Source organism: Blautia sp. 210820-DFI.6.14, assembly GCF_020558815.1.
Lineage (GTDB): Bacteria > Bacillota > Clostridia > Lachnospirales > Lachnospiraceae > Blautia_A > Blautia_A obeum.
In genome coordinates this window covers 26,211-43,691 of record NZ_JAJCKS010000005.1, presented here as the reverse complement: position 1 = coordinate 43,691, position 17,481 = coordinate 26,211, and the positions used below count along the sequence as shown (strand labels likewise).

General features: G+C 36.2%; 14 protein-coding genes. 7 read left to right on the top strand and 7 right to left on the bottom strand.

Annotated features, from left to right (window positions below; all coding sequences use genetic code 11):
- Positions 1-25 precede the first annotated feature (25 nt).
- Positions 26-955: an RNA-binding protein gene (locus LI112_RS06015; RefSeq protein ID WP_117942325.1), complete on the top strand. Its 930-nt coding sequence runs from the start codon at positions 26-28 to the stop codon at positions 953-955.
- A 424-nt stretch (positions 956-1,379) separates the two neighbouring features.
- On the opposite strand, the gene LI112_RS06010 is transcribed toward LI112_RS06015, so the two are convergent.
- The 7 genes from LI112_RS06010 to LI112_RS05980 all read right to left on the bottom strand — a co-directional run bounded on the left by LI112_RS06010 (position 1,380) and on the right by LI112_RS05980 (position 8,766).
- The gene (locus LI112_RS06010) at positions 1,380-2,759 is read right to left on the bottom strand and encodes a radical SAM protein (RefSeq protein WP_117942323.1); all 1,380 of its coding nucleotides are present in this window, start codon (positions 2,757-2,759) and stop codon (positions 1,380-1,382) included.
- 16 nt (positions 2,760-2,775) lie between these two features.
- Complete coding sequence (locus LI112_RS06005; RefSeq protein ID WP_173819807.1) at positions 2,776-4,188, bottom strand: methyltransferase; 1,413 nt, start codon at positions 4,186-4,188, stop codon at positions 2,776-2,778.
- Positions 4,189-4,339: 151 nt separating this feature from the next.
- A complete protein-coding gene (locus LI112_RS06000; protein WP_117942321.1) occupies positions 4,340-4,678 on the bottom strand; it encodes an SdpI family protein in 339 nt (112 codons plus the stop codon).
- 87 nt (positions 4,679-4,765) lie between these two features.
- On the bottom strand, positions 4,766-4,960 hold the full coding sequence (locus LI112_RS05995) for a hypothetical protein (protein ID WP_117942320.1): 195 nt from the start codon (positions 4,958-4,960) through the stop codon (positions 4,766-4,768).
- Positions 4,961-5,056: 96 nt separating this feature from the next.
- Positions 5,057-5,896: a PqqD family protein gene (locus tag LI112_RS05990; protein ID WP_117942319.1), complete on the bottom strand. Its 840-nt coding sequence runs from the start codon at positions 5,894-5,896 to the stop codon at positions 5,057-5,059.
- A gap of 9 nt (positions 5,897-5,905) precedes the next feature.
- Entirely contained in the window at positions 5,906-7,006 is a 1,101-nt protein-coding gene (locus LI112_RS05985; protein ID WP_117942318.1) for a radical SAM/SPASM domain-containing protein, read from the bottom strand.
- Between the two features lie 137 nt (positions 7,007-7,143).
- A complete protein-coding gene (locus LI112_RS05980; RefSeq protein ID WP_117942317.1) occupies positions 7,144-8,766 on the bottom strand; it encodes an ATP-binding cassette domain-containing protein in 1,623 nt (540 codons plus the stop codon).
- 1,047 nt (positions 8,767-9,813) lie between these two features.
- Between LI112_RS05980 and LI112_RS05975 the strand changes: the two genes are divergently transcribed.
- The 6 genes from LI112_RS05975 to LI112_RS05950 are packed head-to-tail and all read left to right on the top strand — an operon-like array spanning position 9,814 to position 17,467.
- The gene (locus tag LI112_RS05975; RefSeq protein ID WP_117942482.1) at positions 9,814-10,158 is read left to right on the top strand and encodes a fimbrial protein; all 345 of its coding nucleotides are present in this window, start codon (positions 9,814-9,816) and stop codon (positions 10,156-10,158) included.
- Positions 10,159-10,182: 24 nt separating this feature from the next.
- Positions 10,183-10,893 (top strand): conjugal transfer protein TrbL family protein, encoded by a 711-nt coding sequence (locus LI112_RS05970; protein ID WP_055151488.1) that lies wholly within the window; start codon positions 10,183-10,185, stop codon positions 10,891-10,893.
- 13 nt (positions 10,894-10,906) lie between these two features.
- Positions 10,907-11,830, top strand: a complete 924-nt coding sequence (locus LI112_RS05965; protein WP_015526852.1) for a hypothetical protein — start codon at positions 10,907-10,909, stop codon at positions 11,828-11,830.
- 2 nt (positions 11,831-11,832) lie between these two features.
- The gene (locus tag LI112_RS05960; RefSeq protein WP_117942315.1) at positions 11,833-13,656 is read left to right on the top strand and encodes a lysozyme family protein; all 1,824 of its coding nucleotides are present in this window, start codon (positions 11,833-11,835) and stop codon (positions 13,654-13,656) included.
- Positions 13,657-13,667: 11 nt separating this feature from the next.
- Positions 13,668-14,291, top strand: a complete 624-nt coding sequence (locus LI112_RS05955; RefSeq protein WP_118064631.1) for a DUF5038 domain-containing protein — start codon at positions 13,668-13,670, stop codon at positions 14,289-14,291.
- Positions 14,288-17,467, top strand: a complete 3,180-nt coding sequence (locus tag LI112_RS05950; protein WP_138270784.1) for an ATP-binding protein — start codon at positions 14,288-14,290, stop codon at positions 17,465-17,467. The genes LI112_RS05955 and LI112_RS05950 overlap by 4 nt, the downstream gene beginning before the upstream one ends.
- Positions 17,468-17,481 lie beyond the last annotated feature (14 nt).

Sequence of the window (17,481 nt, the reverse complement as noted above, 5' to 3'; positions counted from 1 at the left end):
CACATTTTGAAAGGAGATAACATTTATGGCAAACGAAACAATGAACCTGAACACCCCTATTTTAACCCTTGACTCCGATACTGTATTAGAAACTGCTCAATCAAAAGCGGATTTAATCTGGCATGACATCCAAAATGCCTATCGTACCCGGAAAATTCTCACCGGCATTCTGGGCGGTATTGAAAAGACCGAAGCCGGCAGCTTAATAGCAATTATTTACTATAAGGATTACCGGGCTGTCATCCCTATCTCGGAAATGATGATCAATCTGGTCCAAGATGAAGCCCATGACTACGGTGACATTTCCCTCCGCCAGAATAAGGTTCTGAATAATATGCTTGGCTGCGAAATTGATTTCATTATCAAAGGTCTGGATACCAAATCCAGAAGCATCGTTGCCAGCCGGAAAGATGCTATGCTGAAAAAACGTCAGATTTTCTATTTTGATCAGGACTCTTCCGGGCAGACTAAAATCCATGAAGACCGTATTGTACAGGCCAGGGTCATTGCCGTTGCTGAAAAAGTAGTCCGGGCAGAAATCTTTGGTGTAGAAACTTCCATCCTTGCAAGAGATCTGTCTTTTGACTGGCTGGGTGATGCCAGGGAGCGATTCCAGGTAGGGGAACACATTTTGGTACGTATTCTGAACGTAGATGGAGATTCCCCTGAAACGCTCTCCATCCATGCAGATGTAAAAAGCGTGGAAGGCAACACCAGCAAAGAAAATCTGAAAAATTGTCGGGTACAGGGAAAATATGCCGGAACGGTGGAAGACATCCACAAAGGAACTGTTTTTGTCCGGTTAGAATTGGGCGTCAACGCCATTGCTCATAGTTGCTACGACAGCCGCACCGTTGGAAAGAAAGATAAGGTGTCCTTTGTTGTGACACATATTGATGAAGAACGGAATGTTGCAGTTGGAATTATCACTCGGATTATTAAACAGAATATTTAACATCAAGATGGAGTAAAAAACTATTTTCTATCATTATGAACGATAAAAGGATAAAATTGGAAGTTACTCAAAATTAAGCACCTACGTCTCAAACTAAAATAAAGTAAAACGCTTGCATCTATCATTTTAGGTGCAAGCGTAATTAAGGAGAGTATGGGCTTTATCCTGTTTCAGGCATCTGCTATGCAGGTGGAAACAACGGGTTATTCACCCTGAAAAACCCAAAGCCTTAACTGACTGAATTTTCACCAAAAGTTATCAAACAAGCTCTGGAAAGTTGCCAACATTTCTCTTATACTCTTCTCGTTTTAGACTTCCCCAACTTTTCGCACATTATAAAATATTTTCTTGTCCCTATTATATAACCTCAACTACAACTCATAAGAAGTATAGATTAAATCTCTATTAAAAAATCATTTGAATATTACTCTAAATCAAACAATACTCCAGTATATGCTAATCGTATCCCTTTATTTGCATAATATTTTATCAATTCTTCAACAGCTCTAATATCCTTTATTTCAATATTAGGATGTGTTTCCATAAAATATTCTCTATTAATAAACCATAATGGATCATCAAATATACTTTCGTTAACCTCTATTCCATAGTTTTGTCTTTCATCCCACAAGTCAGAAGGCATTAACCACAACCAATTAATATTTGCTAAAATTTTAAAATTATCATATAAATAGGCTGCTGTAGAAATTGTACTTTTTATTTCCGTAATTGTTTCCCAAGGAAATCCTATAATAAAAGAAAAAAAAGCTTTGTCTTGTAGATCCAACTCATATAAATGTTCCGCACATTCCTCTAACTGTGCTATAGTAATCCCTTTTCTAACTTTTTTAAGCCCTTCATTGTAACCAGCTTCTACACCAATTTGAATATTATCTATAATTTTCTCGGGAATATTTTCCAAAAATCCAACCTGCATTAAATCAGTTACCCTAGCCTCAAATGATATTCTTAGATCCAAACTCTTTTTTGAAAGTAAATTCAAAATATTCTTAGCTCTTTTAACATCTGCCGTAAAACAGTCATCGACAAAGTATATTTTCGCATAATTACTTTTTGTTTTTTCTTTTATAGTTTCTACTTGAGACATAATATTATTTACAACATATTGCTCCGTCAATCCTCTCCATATATGTTTGTACAAAACAGAACAAAAAACGCATCTAAATCTGCAGCCTCTAGAAGTTTCTAACCCTATACACCCATAACTATTTTTAGGTACTTTAGAATAGTCAACGTTTTTAATTTCCTGCAACTCCTTGATTTCCATTAATTCATTTTTTACAGTTTCTACTACTTGTTCCCCATCATAAAACACAATGTTGGGAATTTTTTTTAACTCATTATAATTCTTTACATTTTGTATTACACTTACAATATTCTTTTCTCCTTCTCCTTTCAAGGCTATTAAATACGGCATACCTGTAATTATATATCTTGCAAAATAAGATACATGAATCCCTCCTACACAAATAGGTATATTGGGAAACTCTTCATGTATTTGTTGTATCATTTCTTTGGTTACACCCCAATTCCCCGTTGTAGCAGAAAACAAAATAGCATCATACTCTTTATTGTCAAATAAATTTCCAATAAATTTTTTAGCTTCTACATTCGTATCAAAATATTGTGACCTAGAAATTATGGACGGATCCACAATATCCACCTCAATTCCATTATCTTCTAAAATGGTAGCTAAATAATAAAGTGCCAGTGGTGGCATTGAGCGCATTCCAATTGTATTACATTTTGGATGAACCGGCAAAAATAAATATAATACTTTCATATATTCCTACTCTCCGCTAATTTCTATTGCATTTTTCAATAATGTTTCTTGCTTTTAAAGTTCCACACGCTTCCGCTAAGCTTTCTATTGCTTCTACTCTTGGCAAATAGTTTGCTACATTCTTATTTTCTTCGCAAAGTTTTTGATATATTTCTTCTATTGTCAATTTACCATCTATCTTTTTTATAAATGTTAATGTTGCATCATCTAACTGCGCAATTATTTTTCCGTTTCTACAAATGGCATAATATTGGGGAAACTTTTGGATTTGAAAGTCTTTATTATTTTTTAAAACTGGAACATCATCTTTTGACCATGTGGTTGTCATATTGATGACTTCTATGCTTCCCTGTGCCGGCTGCGTTCTTTCTACTTTTAAATAATAGTTATACACAGAAGTCGCATTAACTTTTTTTATCCAGTCTTTATATTTTTCAAACAATTCATCAGCATTTTTACCATTCATTTTACCCATATTTATAGCAACATAAGATGATCTTCTTAAATGTGCCTCAATTGAGAATTTAAAATCTAAAATCACCGTTATTTTAAAATCATTGCCTAATTCTGTACGTAACTCATCTATTAAAAACGGTTCTTTTTCTGTCCCTATTGCTTCTCCTACCATATATGCTCGCCCATTGATATTTAAATGCCTTTTATACCCCCGTATAATATTCAATGTAATTTCTAAACCATTTTCTCCCCCATTTCCTGCTATTGGAAAATTCCAGTCTTGTGGCACAGCAATAAAAGGTGGATTTACATATATTTCATCAAATGTTGTATTACCAAGATTTTCATATAAAGATCCTTCTTTCACTCTTACCTTATCCTCAACATTATTTAAAACAATGTTAAATTTTGTAAAGGGAATTGTTTTATGATTAATTTCTACCAAGGTAACACTATTAGCCTTATTAGCAGCACAAATTCCTTGAATTCCACTTCCGGCACATAGGTCTAAAACTTTATCTACTCGTTTAGATGTTATATTCTCTGTTAATCTATATGTATCCATGCCTATATAAACAGATGGATCCTTTATCCTGCAATTAGGATTATTATAAGGTAATCCCACTAAAAAATATTTATCCAAAAAGGAAATTATAATATAACTGTCCGTCTGAACATAACCATCACTTTTTATAACAATCCCTAATTCAATCAATAAATTCAGGAACTCGGTACCAATTGTATTTTCAATCTCATTTAATTCAATCTTATCTCCTAGCAATAATAATTTCAACAATACTCTTTTGTCTTTTTTTAGCTTTAACAATTCTAATTGAATATTATCATATTCATTTGGTAAGGGATTAAAAAAATAATTCTGATGCTGCCTGATTTTTTGGTTTAATGTGTCATAGCAAGTATCATCTAAATAATTTCTTAATTTTTTAATTTTTTCTATATTTATTCTTATCATTGTTTTCTCCTTGTCAATCATGTTTAACAGAATCTCTTAAGCAAAATAGTCCTATATATTCTAAACTCATTTTAAAGAATAAGACCTTTGATTTACTTTTCTCTGCATTACAATTTATCTTATAATTATTTATACATGCTTATAAAACACTTCAAAACTTTCTAATTTTTCTTTCGATTTTTCTAATCATTAAAACACACATAATTATTTGTGCCATACAAACCCATGGAGTAATAAATGAACCTATGCTTTCATATCTTAATATAATATCAATTATACTTGTTAATATTAAAATTACAAATCCATATCTAAACATAATTTTACCAGCATATATATTGGCTTTCTTAAAAATGGTTTCATTTTTCATTGCCGCAGGTGTCCTCCAACCAATCCACCTATTTTTTTTTGGCGTCTTTGTTTTCATCCCCATTCCTAATCCAACAAGCAGAATTGGAATGCAAAGTGTGAAGAATATTTCTAAATTACTCATAATTATCTCCTTTTCTACTCAGAGAGAGTTAGAAGAACCTCATTTCAATAATAATATTCTGTCTAAACTCTCTCCACTAGCTCACCATCATTTCACTGTAAATACAGCTCCAACAACTGCTAATACTACTACTGCAACACCTGCCAATGTTGCAACAGCCGCATTTGCATATCCTATAGCATTGGCTACGCCCTCAGCGTTTCCTACCCAATTTGTATTGGCTGCTACAGATCCTCTCTGTCCATCTTGAGCCAAACTGTACATTTCCGGACTTTCATACATACGTATCACCTCCTACTGAAAAGTATTTATGGTTAATATTCCTCACAATCAGTAAGGTATTACCATACTATCGTTTAATTCGTCCAAGGAACAGACTTAATAAAAATAATCGTATATTAGTACATCTTGTCCAATTGTCAGTTCATCTTTTAATTCTGCTACTTTAATAAAAGATAATTCTATTAAGCTCTGAATAAGCTCTTTATATATCTCTGTATCTTTATTTTCAAAACTAATACGTATCTTTTTACTATCCTTTTTCACCTCATTTTTATAATTGATTAAAACACTGCCAATAAAATCTTTTAAAACTTGCTGGTTGAAACTCTTCGTTAAAACTATCTTTCCTATAAATGATGTTTGATTTATGTAAACTTTTCCATTTACAATACTAATAACTCCATAGATTTCATCCTCTTTTCTAAGTAAATAATAATCTTCCACATACATAAATACTTTTGCACGAATACTGATTGCATTATACAATTCTTCAGGTGTATTATAATCTCTCATATCTAAAATAGTATCTTGATCGTTTAAAATTTTATAAATTAACTTTAAATCACCTTCACTACATCTATATATTTCAAAATCATTTATTCTTTTTATGTCGTGTCCTTTATACATTTTTTCTACTCCTCTCACTTTAATAATTTCTCGCCTTTCTCCCTCATATAAAAAAGAATACACATCGTTCTCTACCACGTCCTTTTCTACCTCTGGATATTTTTGTATCATTAAATTTATTATTTCTTCTACTGTTCTCTTATTATTTATAAATTCTAAGATTTCCTTTCCTTGCTCATTAATAATAATAGCATCATCGTATGTTTTACCATTTTGAATTATCAATTCACTGTTTTTTAGTTCTTCTCTAACAAAAGCATTTTTAATCCTTTTCAAAACTATGCAATCTTTACATTTTCTATCAAACATCTTTCTCTCCTATTTATATAATTTTTCAAGTGTAAATTCTTCAAGATGATGCATTATATCATCATCTACTAAATCTATTTCAATATTATCTTCATAAAAAATTTTCGGCAGCTCTTGTAAATCGTATTTCATATCTTCTATACAAACCACAAACTCCGCAAGTTCTCTAATTACAGGAATATCCCAAACTTTTCCTAATCCTGCTTTCCAATAATCTTTTAGAGAATGTCTTTTTAGATTTCCCACTGTTACTGGAATATAAGCTGAAGCTGTAAGATTGCCATCTGACTTTATCTCTGAAAATATATTATTTTTAAAATTTAATGTAGTAAATCTTCTGAGATGATCTAAAGGATCACTCCAATCTATTCTAAACTTGTTATTATAATCTCTCTTAGCGTTAAATCTTTCGATATATGCAACTAATTCTCTATATTCCTCTTCCGATGCAAATAATTCACTTTTTCCTTCAACCGCTTTTCCCAATGGCATCAAAGGCTGAACTTTAATTTCCCTTAGATTTTCAAATTTTTGAAGCAATTCAACTACCTCTGGAAATTGCTTGATATTAAATTGTGTCGGACTAAAAGCAACTGCCGAGGAAATTCCTGCATCATCAATAAAATTTAAAGCATCCAATACTTTTTCATAAATTCCATTAATCCCTCTCATACGTTCATGCGTTTTTGCATCTTTTCCGTCCAGACTAAGTTGTATATGTGTAAGACCAGCATTTCGTAAACTTATTACTCTATCTTTAGTTAAAAACCAACCATTTGTAACCATTGCTATATTCGGGACTCCACCATTTTTTAAGACTTCTGTTGCTCGCAAAACTAAATCATATTTCATCATTGGTTCGCCTCCACAAAAGCATGTAGAAAATGGTTTTATCACTGCTATTTCTTTAAATATTTCTAACATTTCTCTGTCTGAAATCTCGTTACGCAACAATCCGTTCCCACTCCTATTAAAACAATGCAAACATTTTGCATTACATTTATTAGTAATATCTATCGCTATGTGTAATGGTCCTGATAAAATATCACTTTTATCAAATTCCTGGAACCTATTTTCTTCTAAATTTTTATATTTATAATATTTACCCATCTCCCATTATACAGATGCACAATACATCTTTCTCCTTTCCACTACTTTAGTGTTCTAAATTTTATATAATATTGAATTATTCATAAAGCCTTGCAAATGTTTCACTTTTCTACACAATACTAAATGCTGCAATATTTCTACGTTTTCATTATTTTCACCTTCTCTACTAAATTTTTAGATATTTTTATTTTCATATCAGCTTTATTAATAACCATTTCGTCATGGCTTATTATTAAGACTATTTTTTTCTTCTTTATTTCCAATAAAAAATCTAAAAATAAATTAGCAATTTCTATACTAAGATTTGTGGTAGGTTCATCCAACAAATATATATCTGCTTTTTTCAAAATAGTTCTCAAACATAAAACTATTTGTCTTTCTCCATCTGAAATCTGCTGCAAATTTTTCTTTCTTAGCTCTTCTAAGTGAATTTTATTTAATAATTCTCCTCCACCTATTTGTATTATTTCGTCTTTAATTTTCTTTAAAGAATTCTTATCCAAAAATTTACATAAATATTCTTCGACATTCATATATGGAACTTTTTCATTCTGTAGCATAACTGATATATTATTTTTCCTTAAATAGAATTTATCTATTTTCCCTAAATTTTCATCTGAATAATAAACATTCCCTGTATATTCATTAAATAATCCCAACATTCCTTTTAAAAATGTTGTTTTACCTATCCCATTTTCTCCAGTAACAACATACATATTATTCACTTCTAGCTTTTCGTTAAAGCAAAAAAGATTTCTTATACAAAAATTCTTTATATCTATTTCTTTTATTTTTTCCAGACAGACTGTCCCATTATTTTCAAGCGGAATACTAAAAATTTCATTTATACGGTCAATAGAACTTTTCACGTCTTGATATTCTTTTCCCAATCCGAAAAAGTATTTAATCAGCGTTAAAAGATTTAAAAAATATATATTAATTATTGTATATTGGCCAATTGATAATTGACCTTTCAAAACTAATGCCCCTCCCAATATTAGGGTTATTGCTTGGAAACACACACAAACAATTTGATCCAATGTTTGAAATAGAAGTCCAACTTGATATGCTTTATATGCATGCCAAAAAAAACTCTTATAACTGCTATTTAAAACTTTTCCAAATATATTAAAAATAGAATGCACTTTAATTTCTTCACGTAATACTAATTGCTCATTCAACGTATTAAAAAAATCACTTTGATTTTCCTTAAATTTGTAATTTCTTTCATAAATTTCCCCTTTTAAAAGCAAATAAATAAAAATATATATAAGAATAAATACTCCTGTAACCCCAAAAATCGGTTTACTTAAATAAAATAACAAACTTATCAGAAAAAACATTACGAATAAATTAATAGTAGCAGTAATAATTTTATCAAAAAAGAAATCAACCACTATTCTACTATCCGAATTTAAGCGTTGCGTCATATATGTAGGTTCATATTCAATCTCTAAAGGAATTTTCTGCAGATGGAGTATGCCCCGACTATTTATTTCAAATGAAATATTATTCTTAACCTTCATTATTTTTAAGTTATATATATATGACAAAAATAGTGAAATAATCCCCACCCCAGCAATAGTTATTGCGTATTTTATGACCTCTTCAACATTCTTTATGTCTATAAGCATATCAACAAACATTCCGTTCATATACGGTAATAAAGTAGATAATATAACCGATATGAATTGTATTACTAAAATTGTTACTAGAAGGTATCTTCTTATTTTTAAACTATCCTTTAATAATTTATACAATGTTTTATCTCCTCATTAATTTTTATAAAATTAAAAATCAAGTCAGCATAGCCACATAAAAAATTTATTATCTAAATATGCTATGTACTTATCATTTCGTTTAAAATTTCTATTTAATATTTTTAAAAATAATGATAATAGAATTTTATTATTATGGTATTCATAGTACCAAGTAATACAAATAAAGTTTGATATCTGCTTTATATCTATTATGATCTTGTTTTTACGTTTACTTGATAAAGCAATAAATAGAAAAAGATAATAATTAATTTTGTAGAAGCATTTTTGTTCTACAATCCCTTCTGGTATCTCTGTCAAACTTTTATTTTCATCAAGTCGAATTACTATACGTTTTTTTATAATAGATTCCATGGAAATATACTCTATTAGTTTTTTAACACTTATCATATTTATTTTCACCATTCCAATATAATTATTAGCACATTTTAATACTTTTCCTAAACCATAAAGTCAACCTTTAAGATCCACTATTCTGTAAAATAGAACCTGCCTCCCGATTGATAATTTTGTTCTACCAGTTCCAAGATTAGTGAATTCATAACTCTACCACACATAATAATCAACACTATATATTCTAATTAGACTCTTATTGAGAAAATTGATTATTTTTTGTTTTTCCCACATTACAATATTTTCTATATTTTGCCCATATTTTTTGTCTAAATCGAACTTTTTTCTTCCTATATGGCATATTTATTTCTTATGTTTTGTCCCAACTTGGCACACTTCTGCGATTTACAGGGAAATCTACCCATGTTAAAATGATACTGTCAAAATTGTATGTAGCGAAAACGCAGCTTTCCAGGGAATGCCTCTTCTCTGGTGCAAGCTGCGTTTTTTCGTGCATGGAAAGGAGTATTACAACTAAATATAGAATAAGCGTTCCTCCGTATTGACCGGACGGAAGCTTCTATGAGGCAGGAAAACTATAAGCCAGGGCAAAGTGAAAGATCTCACTTTGCCCTCTTTTTATGAAGGAGGTTCATTTACTTGAAAAACCATACTCACAAAGAAGCACCACCGGGCATGAAACATCATTGGAACTATGGCAAATATCTCTATACTGCCTTCCTTGTCTTTACTCTGATTGCCTGTAATGTACAACCCGTTATGGCTGCTACCATCTGGGACAAAGCTTCAGAAATCATGAAAGACGTATATAACCAGATTATCCTGATTTCCACCATTGCGGCTGTTGTAACTGCATCGGTTGCTTTGCTTTTGATGAATTTTTCCAAATCCGGAAAAACCGTGGATGAATCCAGGGCATGGCTCAAACGAATCATCATTACATGGGCTATTCTCAATGGTCTGGGATTTATCATGGCTTACATCACTCCGTTCTTTGCCGGCGGGCAGTGGAATGGATAATGCAGATAAGGAGGTGGCTCTGTCATGGGAATACTTGACGGAATTGTAGAATGGATTGCCGAACAGGTCATGAACATTCTGGATTTGATTACTACTTCTGTTCTGGGTGCACTGGGATGTTCCATGGATACTTTTCTCCGGTATTTTCCAGCAGCGGAAACAATGTACCAGATTTTTCTGGCACTGGCTATCGGACTCATCCTTTTAAACTGGGTTTGGCAGCTTTTTAAGAATTATTTTATGGGGACAGGGATTGACGCTGAAGATCCAATCAAATTATCACTGCGGACATTTATGTTCCTTTTCCTGACATTCTATGCCAAAGACATTGTGGATCTTCTATTGAATATTGCAGGAACCCCGTATAGCTGGATTCTGACTGAAGATCTTCCACCACTGGAATTTGCCAAGTTTAATTCTGTAATCACAGTCATCCTGGGAGTATGTGCCAACGGTGCTGTTGCCATTGTTGCCCTCATACTGGTACTGATCCTTGCCTGGAATTACATCAAGCTGCTTTTTGAAGCTGCGGAACGTTATATACTGCTTGGAGTTCTGGTCTACACCGCACCTGTTGCATTTTCCACAGGTGCTTCCCAGGCTACTGGAAATATTTTTAAGAGCTGGTGCCGTATGCTCGGCGGACAGTTCTTTTTGCTTTTAATGAACGCCTGGTGTTTGCGGCTGTTTACTTCCATGGTGGGAACATTCCTTGCAAACCCTTTATCACTCTAGGAAGGAGGAGATTATGAAACATAAGAAAACACTGCTCTGCAGCCTGCTATTGATTTCTTGTCTGATTCTTGTAACATCCATGCCGGTCTTTGCCGCAGAACTCACAGAAGCAGAGGTACAGCAAGCTGTAGATGCACAGGGAAAAGAAACGGTCACCGGTAATGTCTTTATCTGGTTTCTGTGTGCCATTGCTTTTTTGAAGGTTTCTCAAAAGATTGACAGCTTTATGGCAAGTCTGGGAGTCAATGTTGGAAATACTGGTGGAAATATGATGGCTGAACTTTTAATCGCCGGAAGAGGTCTTGCAAGTTCCTTTCGGGGGCATGGCGGTGGAAGCCATAGCAGTTCCCATTCTTCCTCTCCCGGAAGTGCTGCAGTACAAAGTTCTTTCCTATCCGGAGGATTAGCCGGAGCCGTTGGAAGGCAGACAGAGCGTTCTGCGGTAAATGCAGCCACCGGATATACCGAAGGACCAAGTATCGGAAATGCACTTTATCAGTCTTCCCTTGAAAAGGGCGGAGATTTTGCTAATAACGTTATCAGCAATATTGCTCAAGGAAACTATGGTCAAGTTGGCTCAATCAAAGGTGATGGAGCTGTTTCTGCATTTCAATCCTACATGGGAATTCAAAATGAAGATAAAACGGATCATTCCTATACCAATGTTGAGATTGGCGGCGGCAGGATAACAGGAGTTGAGTCCGGTTCCAATGGGGACAGCCGGGAATTTGCTATGTACCATGCCGATCAATATACGGCTCCTACCCAGGGAACCTATGAAACTGTGCAATCTGTAGACGGAGCTACCTGGTACAAGCAATATGCCGAAAATACGGTATCCAAAATCCCTTATGATGCTGGCGATGGAAAAATAGCCTACAACGAATCCATTGTCCAAAAGCTTCCTCCTACTCCTCCAAGAAAGGATCGGATTTAGTAATGGATACAGAACGCTCTGGACTTGACGAAGCAATGGATGTAGGCTCCAGTACCGTTTCTCACCTAAAGTCCTTAAAAACAGCAGCCACTTTCTCCAAAGCAGGATATGGTGCCGCCCTTGGCGGACCTTTCACAGCAGCAATTGGAGCCGTCATAGCCAACCGGAATCAGCTCGCTAAAATTCTTCTTGTTATTCTCGCCATACTGCTGCTCCCGGTTTTATTTATTGTGATGCTCCCTGGTCTGATCTTTGGAAGCCTGACCGAGCAAAGTGATGTACTAAACAGCAACTCTATGATCAGTGAAAACATCCGTGCTTCCCGTGAAGCCATCGTTGAAGTGTTAGAAGAAAGCCATGAAGACATTCTGGCAGAGATCCATGCAGCAATTTCCCGTCTTCCACAAGGTGATACTGCATCCATCAATGATCCCTATACATACAGCATCTCCGTCAATGCCAATCTGCTGATTTCACAATTTTGTGCCAGCCAGGATGACTATAAAAACATCAACCTAAACCAATTAAAGAAACTCATCCGTGAAAACAAAGAAGGACTTTTTTCTTATGATGTAGCAACCGAAACAGTTACCATGGAAGTTACCGTTGATGGCGGTGCAGAAGGAGAAGCCGGCACAGAACAGGGACAGGCACAAACACAGACGGTTACTTTTACGAAACACACCTATACCGTTGTTTATGCTGGGGATTCCTATTTTGCAGACCATGTATTCCATCTTACAGACAAGCAGAAAGAACTTGCCAAAAACTATGCAGAAAATCTGACTGCTTTCTTTGGAACTGCTTCTTCCGGCATAGTAGCTGCTATCAATCTTAGTGATGAGGTATTGTCCTACCGCCCTGCTGTAGAAAGAGCCGCTGCGAAATATGGTATGAGTGATTATGTGGATTTAATTCTGGCAGTCATGATGCAGGAATCTGGCGGACGAGGGCTGGATGTTATGCAAGCAGCGGAAGGTGGATTTAATACCCGCTATCCCCATGTGCCAAATGGGATTACAGATCCTGAATACTCCATTGAATGTGGTATTCAGGAATTAAAATATGCCCTCGACAAAGCCGGCTGTACCGGACCTACGGACTTAGACCGGATTAAACTGGCTCTTCAGGGTTACAACTACGGTTCTGCATACATTGACTGGGCAATGGAGCGTGACGGTGGATATACCAAAGAAAATGCGATTGCCTACTCTGATATGATGTGTGCAAGACCAAGCTGGCCTTATGACCGGTATGGTGATAAAGAATATGTGGAGCATGTCCTTCGGTATTACCAAATTACTGCCAGTGGCGGCAGCTATCCCGCAAACGGCATGCAGATTCCACACTATCTCCAGACAGACTATGGAAACATTCCATACGGCGGGGGTTCCATCGCCAGCAGCGGATGCGGTCCGACAAGCTTTGCTATGATTGCCAGTTATCTTACAGGCACTACCATTACACCTATTGATGCAATATCCTGGTGCGGAAATTCCTATTACAAACCAGGAGTCGGCACTTACTGGTCTTATTTCCAGGCAGCGTCCGATCATTTTGGGTGTGGAACTGTCACACAGACCAGTGATCCCAACCAGGTACTTCAGGCTTTATCTGAAGGTCATCCGGTCATCAGTTCCCAAAGAGCTGGGCTTTTTACCAGTGGCGGACATTTTATTGTCCTTCGTGGTGTAACGGCTGGAGGTAAAGTATTAGTCAATGATCCCAATGACAGTTCCTCCAAAAACTACATCAACCGTGAATTCGATATGATGACGGAAGTGCATGCAACCGCAAATGCCTATTGGATCTTCGCTAAAAAATAAAGGAGACACTTATGAACAGAAAAAAAGTAATTCTGGCTATCTTTATGATGGCCTTTTTAATTATCATCGGATTTGTCTTTCCCTCCATCTGGAAATCCCAAAAAGGAAACAAAAAATCCGAGACAGAAAATACTCAACACGATAATAATGAAAATACCGAGACAGAACAAGCAGAAAATAACGAATCCATAAGCTTTCAGGATTTTGAAGCTTTGGAATACTTTTTCTCCAAGGAACAGGTGAAACTTTTTCAGGAAGAACTGACCTCCTATCTTAAAAACGTAAAACAGATGTCTCTAACTTCCATCCGTTTCCTTGCTGATGATACTACCTATCCCAATGCTTCTGATATTAATTTTTTGTTCCAGCTTCCGGATAAGTCCGTTCTTCCTGTGTACTACACTTCCCCTACTGGAAGATTCTTTTTCGGTGAGGAACGTACCCCTGATTCTGGAAAAGAAATCATCTATGAACGTCCGACAGATGACAAACTTCCTTCCATCACAACAGAGGAAATTGAACAGTTGCAAGAAGGAGGTTATGACGATACCTCCGTGAATTCGGAAAAAGCTGCCCCTGTCACAGAAGTTCCTGAAACTCCTTCCATGGAAGAACCAAAGGAGGTGCAGCCATGAACAATACTGAAGAACAACATCCTGTCTTCATCCCTCGCAATTTTATAGAAAAAGGGACCTTTATGGGCGGAATGTTTAAAATCCGTAATGCCATCGAAGGCGGTGTCCTGGCAATCCTGATCACCATTCCTGTTATCAATCTGCCTCTGACACTCACTGTCAGGATTATTATTCTCTGTATGACTGCTCTGCCTGCAGCTATGATTTCTCTAATTGGAATCGGTGGAGAAAGCATTACTGCGTTTTTAATGAACGCTCTGCGTTTTCTGAAAAACCGCCGGGTTATTTACCGTATGGATGTACATCCGGAGCCGAAAAAAAAGTACCGGATAAAAAAGCCCCGCAACAAAGAACCAAAAACCAAGAAACGCAAACGGCATCCAAAACAACCTGCAGAATCTTCTTCTGAAAAGAACTGCTCACAGATGTCTTCCGAAGAGGAGACAAAAGAATCCTCTGCTATTAAAAAAAAAGAACGCCGGCAGTTTGACACTTCTACAAAACGTGGAATACGCAAACAGGCTCGTGAAGACATCCGGATTCTTAAATATGAGTCCCGACAATTAAAAAAAGAACAAACCGCTGCACGTAAAAGTGCGAAAAGGCAGGCAAAACTTGAAAAACAACAGATAAAGCAGCAACTTTCGGAGGAACGAAAAAAAGAAAGAACTGCGAATAAAGCTTCCAACCAGCCTCCTGCTTCCGGGAAAAGCAAAAAGAAAAAGCGAAAAGAAATCACCTTGGAAGATTATCTTCCTATTGATAAGATTGCCAATGGTGTTATCTACACGACAGACCATCGTTATGTAAAAATCCTGGAGATTGAACCGATCAATTTTCTCTTACGCAGTGCCAGGGAACAACAGGGGATCATTTTCAGCTTCATCTCCTACCTAAAAATCAGTCCTGTGAAACTGCAGATTAAGATGATCTCCAAAAAAGCGGATATCAACAAACATCTGGAACAGTCCCGTTTGGAAATGGAACGGGAATCAGATCCTAACTGCCGGCAGTTACAAAAAGACTATATCCAATTTGTCCGGCAGTTAAGTTCCAGAGAAGCGGTTTCCAGACGTTTTTTCCTAATCTTTGAATACGAACCTTTCAATGTGAATCGGAAGGTGGAGGAAAAGGAAATCCTGGCAGCTTTGGAAACTGCTGCACAGACCGCAAAAACCTTTCTATATCAATGCGGCAACGATGTGCTGGTTCATGACAATGAAGATGAGTTTACAACCGATGTACTCTACACTTTACTGAACCGTACCAAATGTACCGAAACACCTTTGCCAAAACGGATTAACCAGGTACTTACCCGCTATATGGAATCTGGTCGTGAGCAGGAAGTGGATAACATCCATATCAATGAATTCATTGCACCAGAGTCTTTGGACTTTAAACACAGCAACTATGTGCTGGTAAATGGCATCTACCATTCTTACCTGCTGGTGCCGTGCGATGGTTACAAAGCAAAAGTAATGCCAGGTTGGCTGTCCCTGCTTATCAATGCTGGCGAAGGAATTGACATTGACTTTTTTCTGTATAAACAGCCCAAAGATAAGATCCAGCAACGTCTTGGACAGCAAATCAGGATCAACCGTTCAAAGATCAAAGATGCCTCTGATACCAATGCGGATTTTGATGATCTGGATTCTGCCATCCGTTCCGGCTATTTCCTCAAACAGGGACTTGCTAATAATGAAGATTTCTATTACATGAATCTTTTGATTACAATTACGGCAGGTGATCTGGAAGAACTGCAATGGCGGATTCAGGAGATGAAAAAACTTCTCATCTCACAGGATATGGATCTGCGGTCTTGTCACTTCCTGCAAGAACAGGGATTTTTATCTTCCCTTCCTCTTGTAAACCTGGATAAAAAACTCTATGAACTCTCAAAACGAAATGTCTTAACCACCGGAGCTGCCAGTTGCTATCCTTTCGTCAGCTACAGCATTTGCGATGACAACGGCATCCTATTTGGAGTAAATAAGCATAACAACTCTTTAGTGATTGCTGATATTTTTGACTCCAAACAATATAAAAACTCCAATATTGCGATTCTTGGCACTTCTGGATCCGGAAAAACCTTTACCATGCAGACTATGGCACTTCGTATGCGGCGTAAAGGAATCCAGGTATTTATCATCGCACCGTTAAAAGGTCATGAGTTTTATCGGGCTGCCAGAAATGTAGGAGGAACCTTTATCCAGATTTCTCCTGCCAGCCAAAACTGCATCAATGTCATGGAAATCCGAAAAGTAGATAACTCTGTCAATGAGCTGCTGGACGGTCCAACTTTAGACGCATCTGCCTTAGCCAGTAAGATTCAACGTCTGCACGTTTTCTTTTCTCTGCTCATTCCAGATATGAGCCATGAGGAAAAACAGCTTTTGGACGAAGCACTGATTAAAACCTATGCAAGAAAGGGAATCACCCATAAGAATGAATCCCTCATTGATCCCAAACACCCGGATCATTATAAAGCGATGCCAATTCTTGGAGATGTATATGATGTTTTGATGGAAACTGAAGATACCAAACGGCTGGCTCACATCCTGAACCGTCTTGTCCATGGCTCTGCTTCCTCTTTTAACCAGCAGACCAATGTAGATCTGACCAATAAATATACCGTTTTGGACATTTCAGAGCTGACTGGCTCCAGTGATCTCTTAACGGTAGGGATGTTTGTTGCTCTGGACTATGTATGGGATAAAGCCAAAGAAAACCGTACCGAAGAAAAAGCCATTTTCGTAGATGAAGTATGGCAGCTCATCGGTGCCTCCAGTAACCGCCTGGCCGCTGAATTCGTTTTGGAGATTGCCAAGATCATCCGGGCATACTCTGGTGCCGGTATTTTTGCAACCCAAGACCTTAATGACTTTTTTGCTCTGGATGACGGAAAATATGGAAAAGGCATTATCAATAACTGTAAAACCAAAATTATTCTTAACATGGAAGATGAAGAGGCACAACGTGTAAAAACCATTCTTCGTCTTTCCGAAACCGAAGTTATGAATATCACCCATTTCCAACGTGGAAACGGACTGATTTCAACAAACAACAATAATATCACTGTGGAATTTAAAGCTTCCAACCTGGAAAAAGAATTAATTACCACAGACCGACAGGAACTCCTGGAAATCTTGAAACGCCAGGATAAAAAAGTCGGTTAATGTTACCTGCAGCC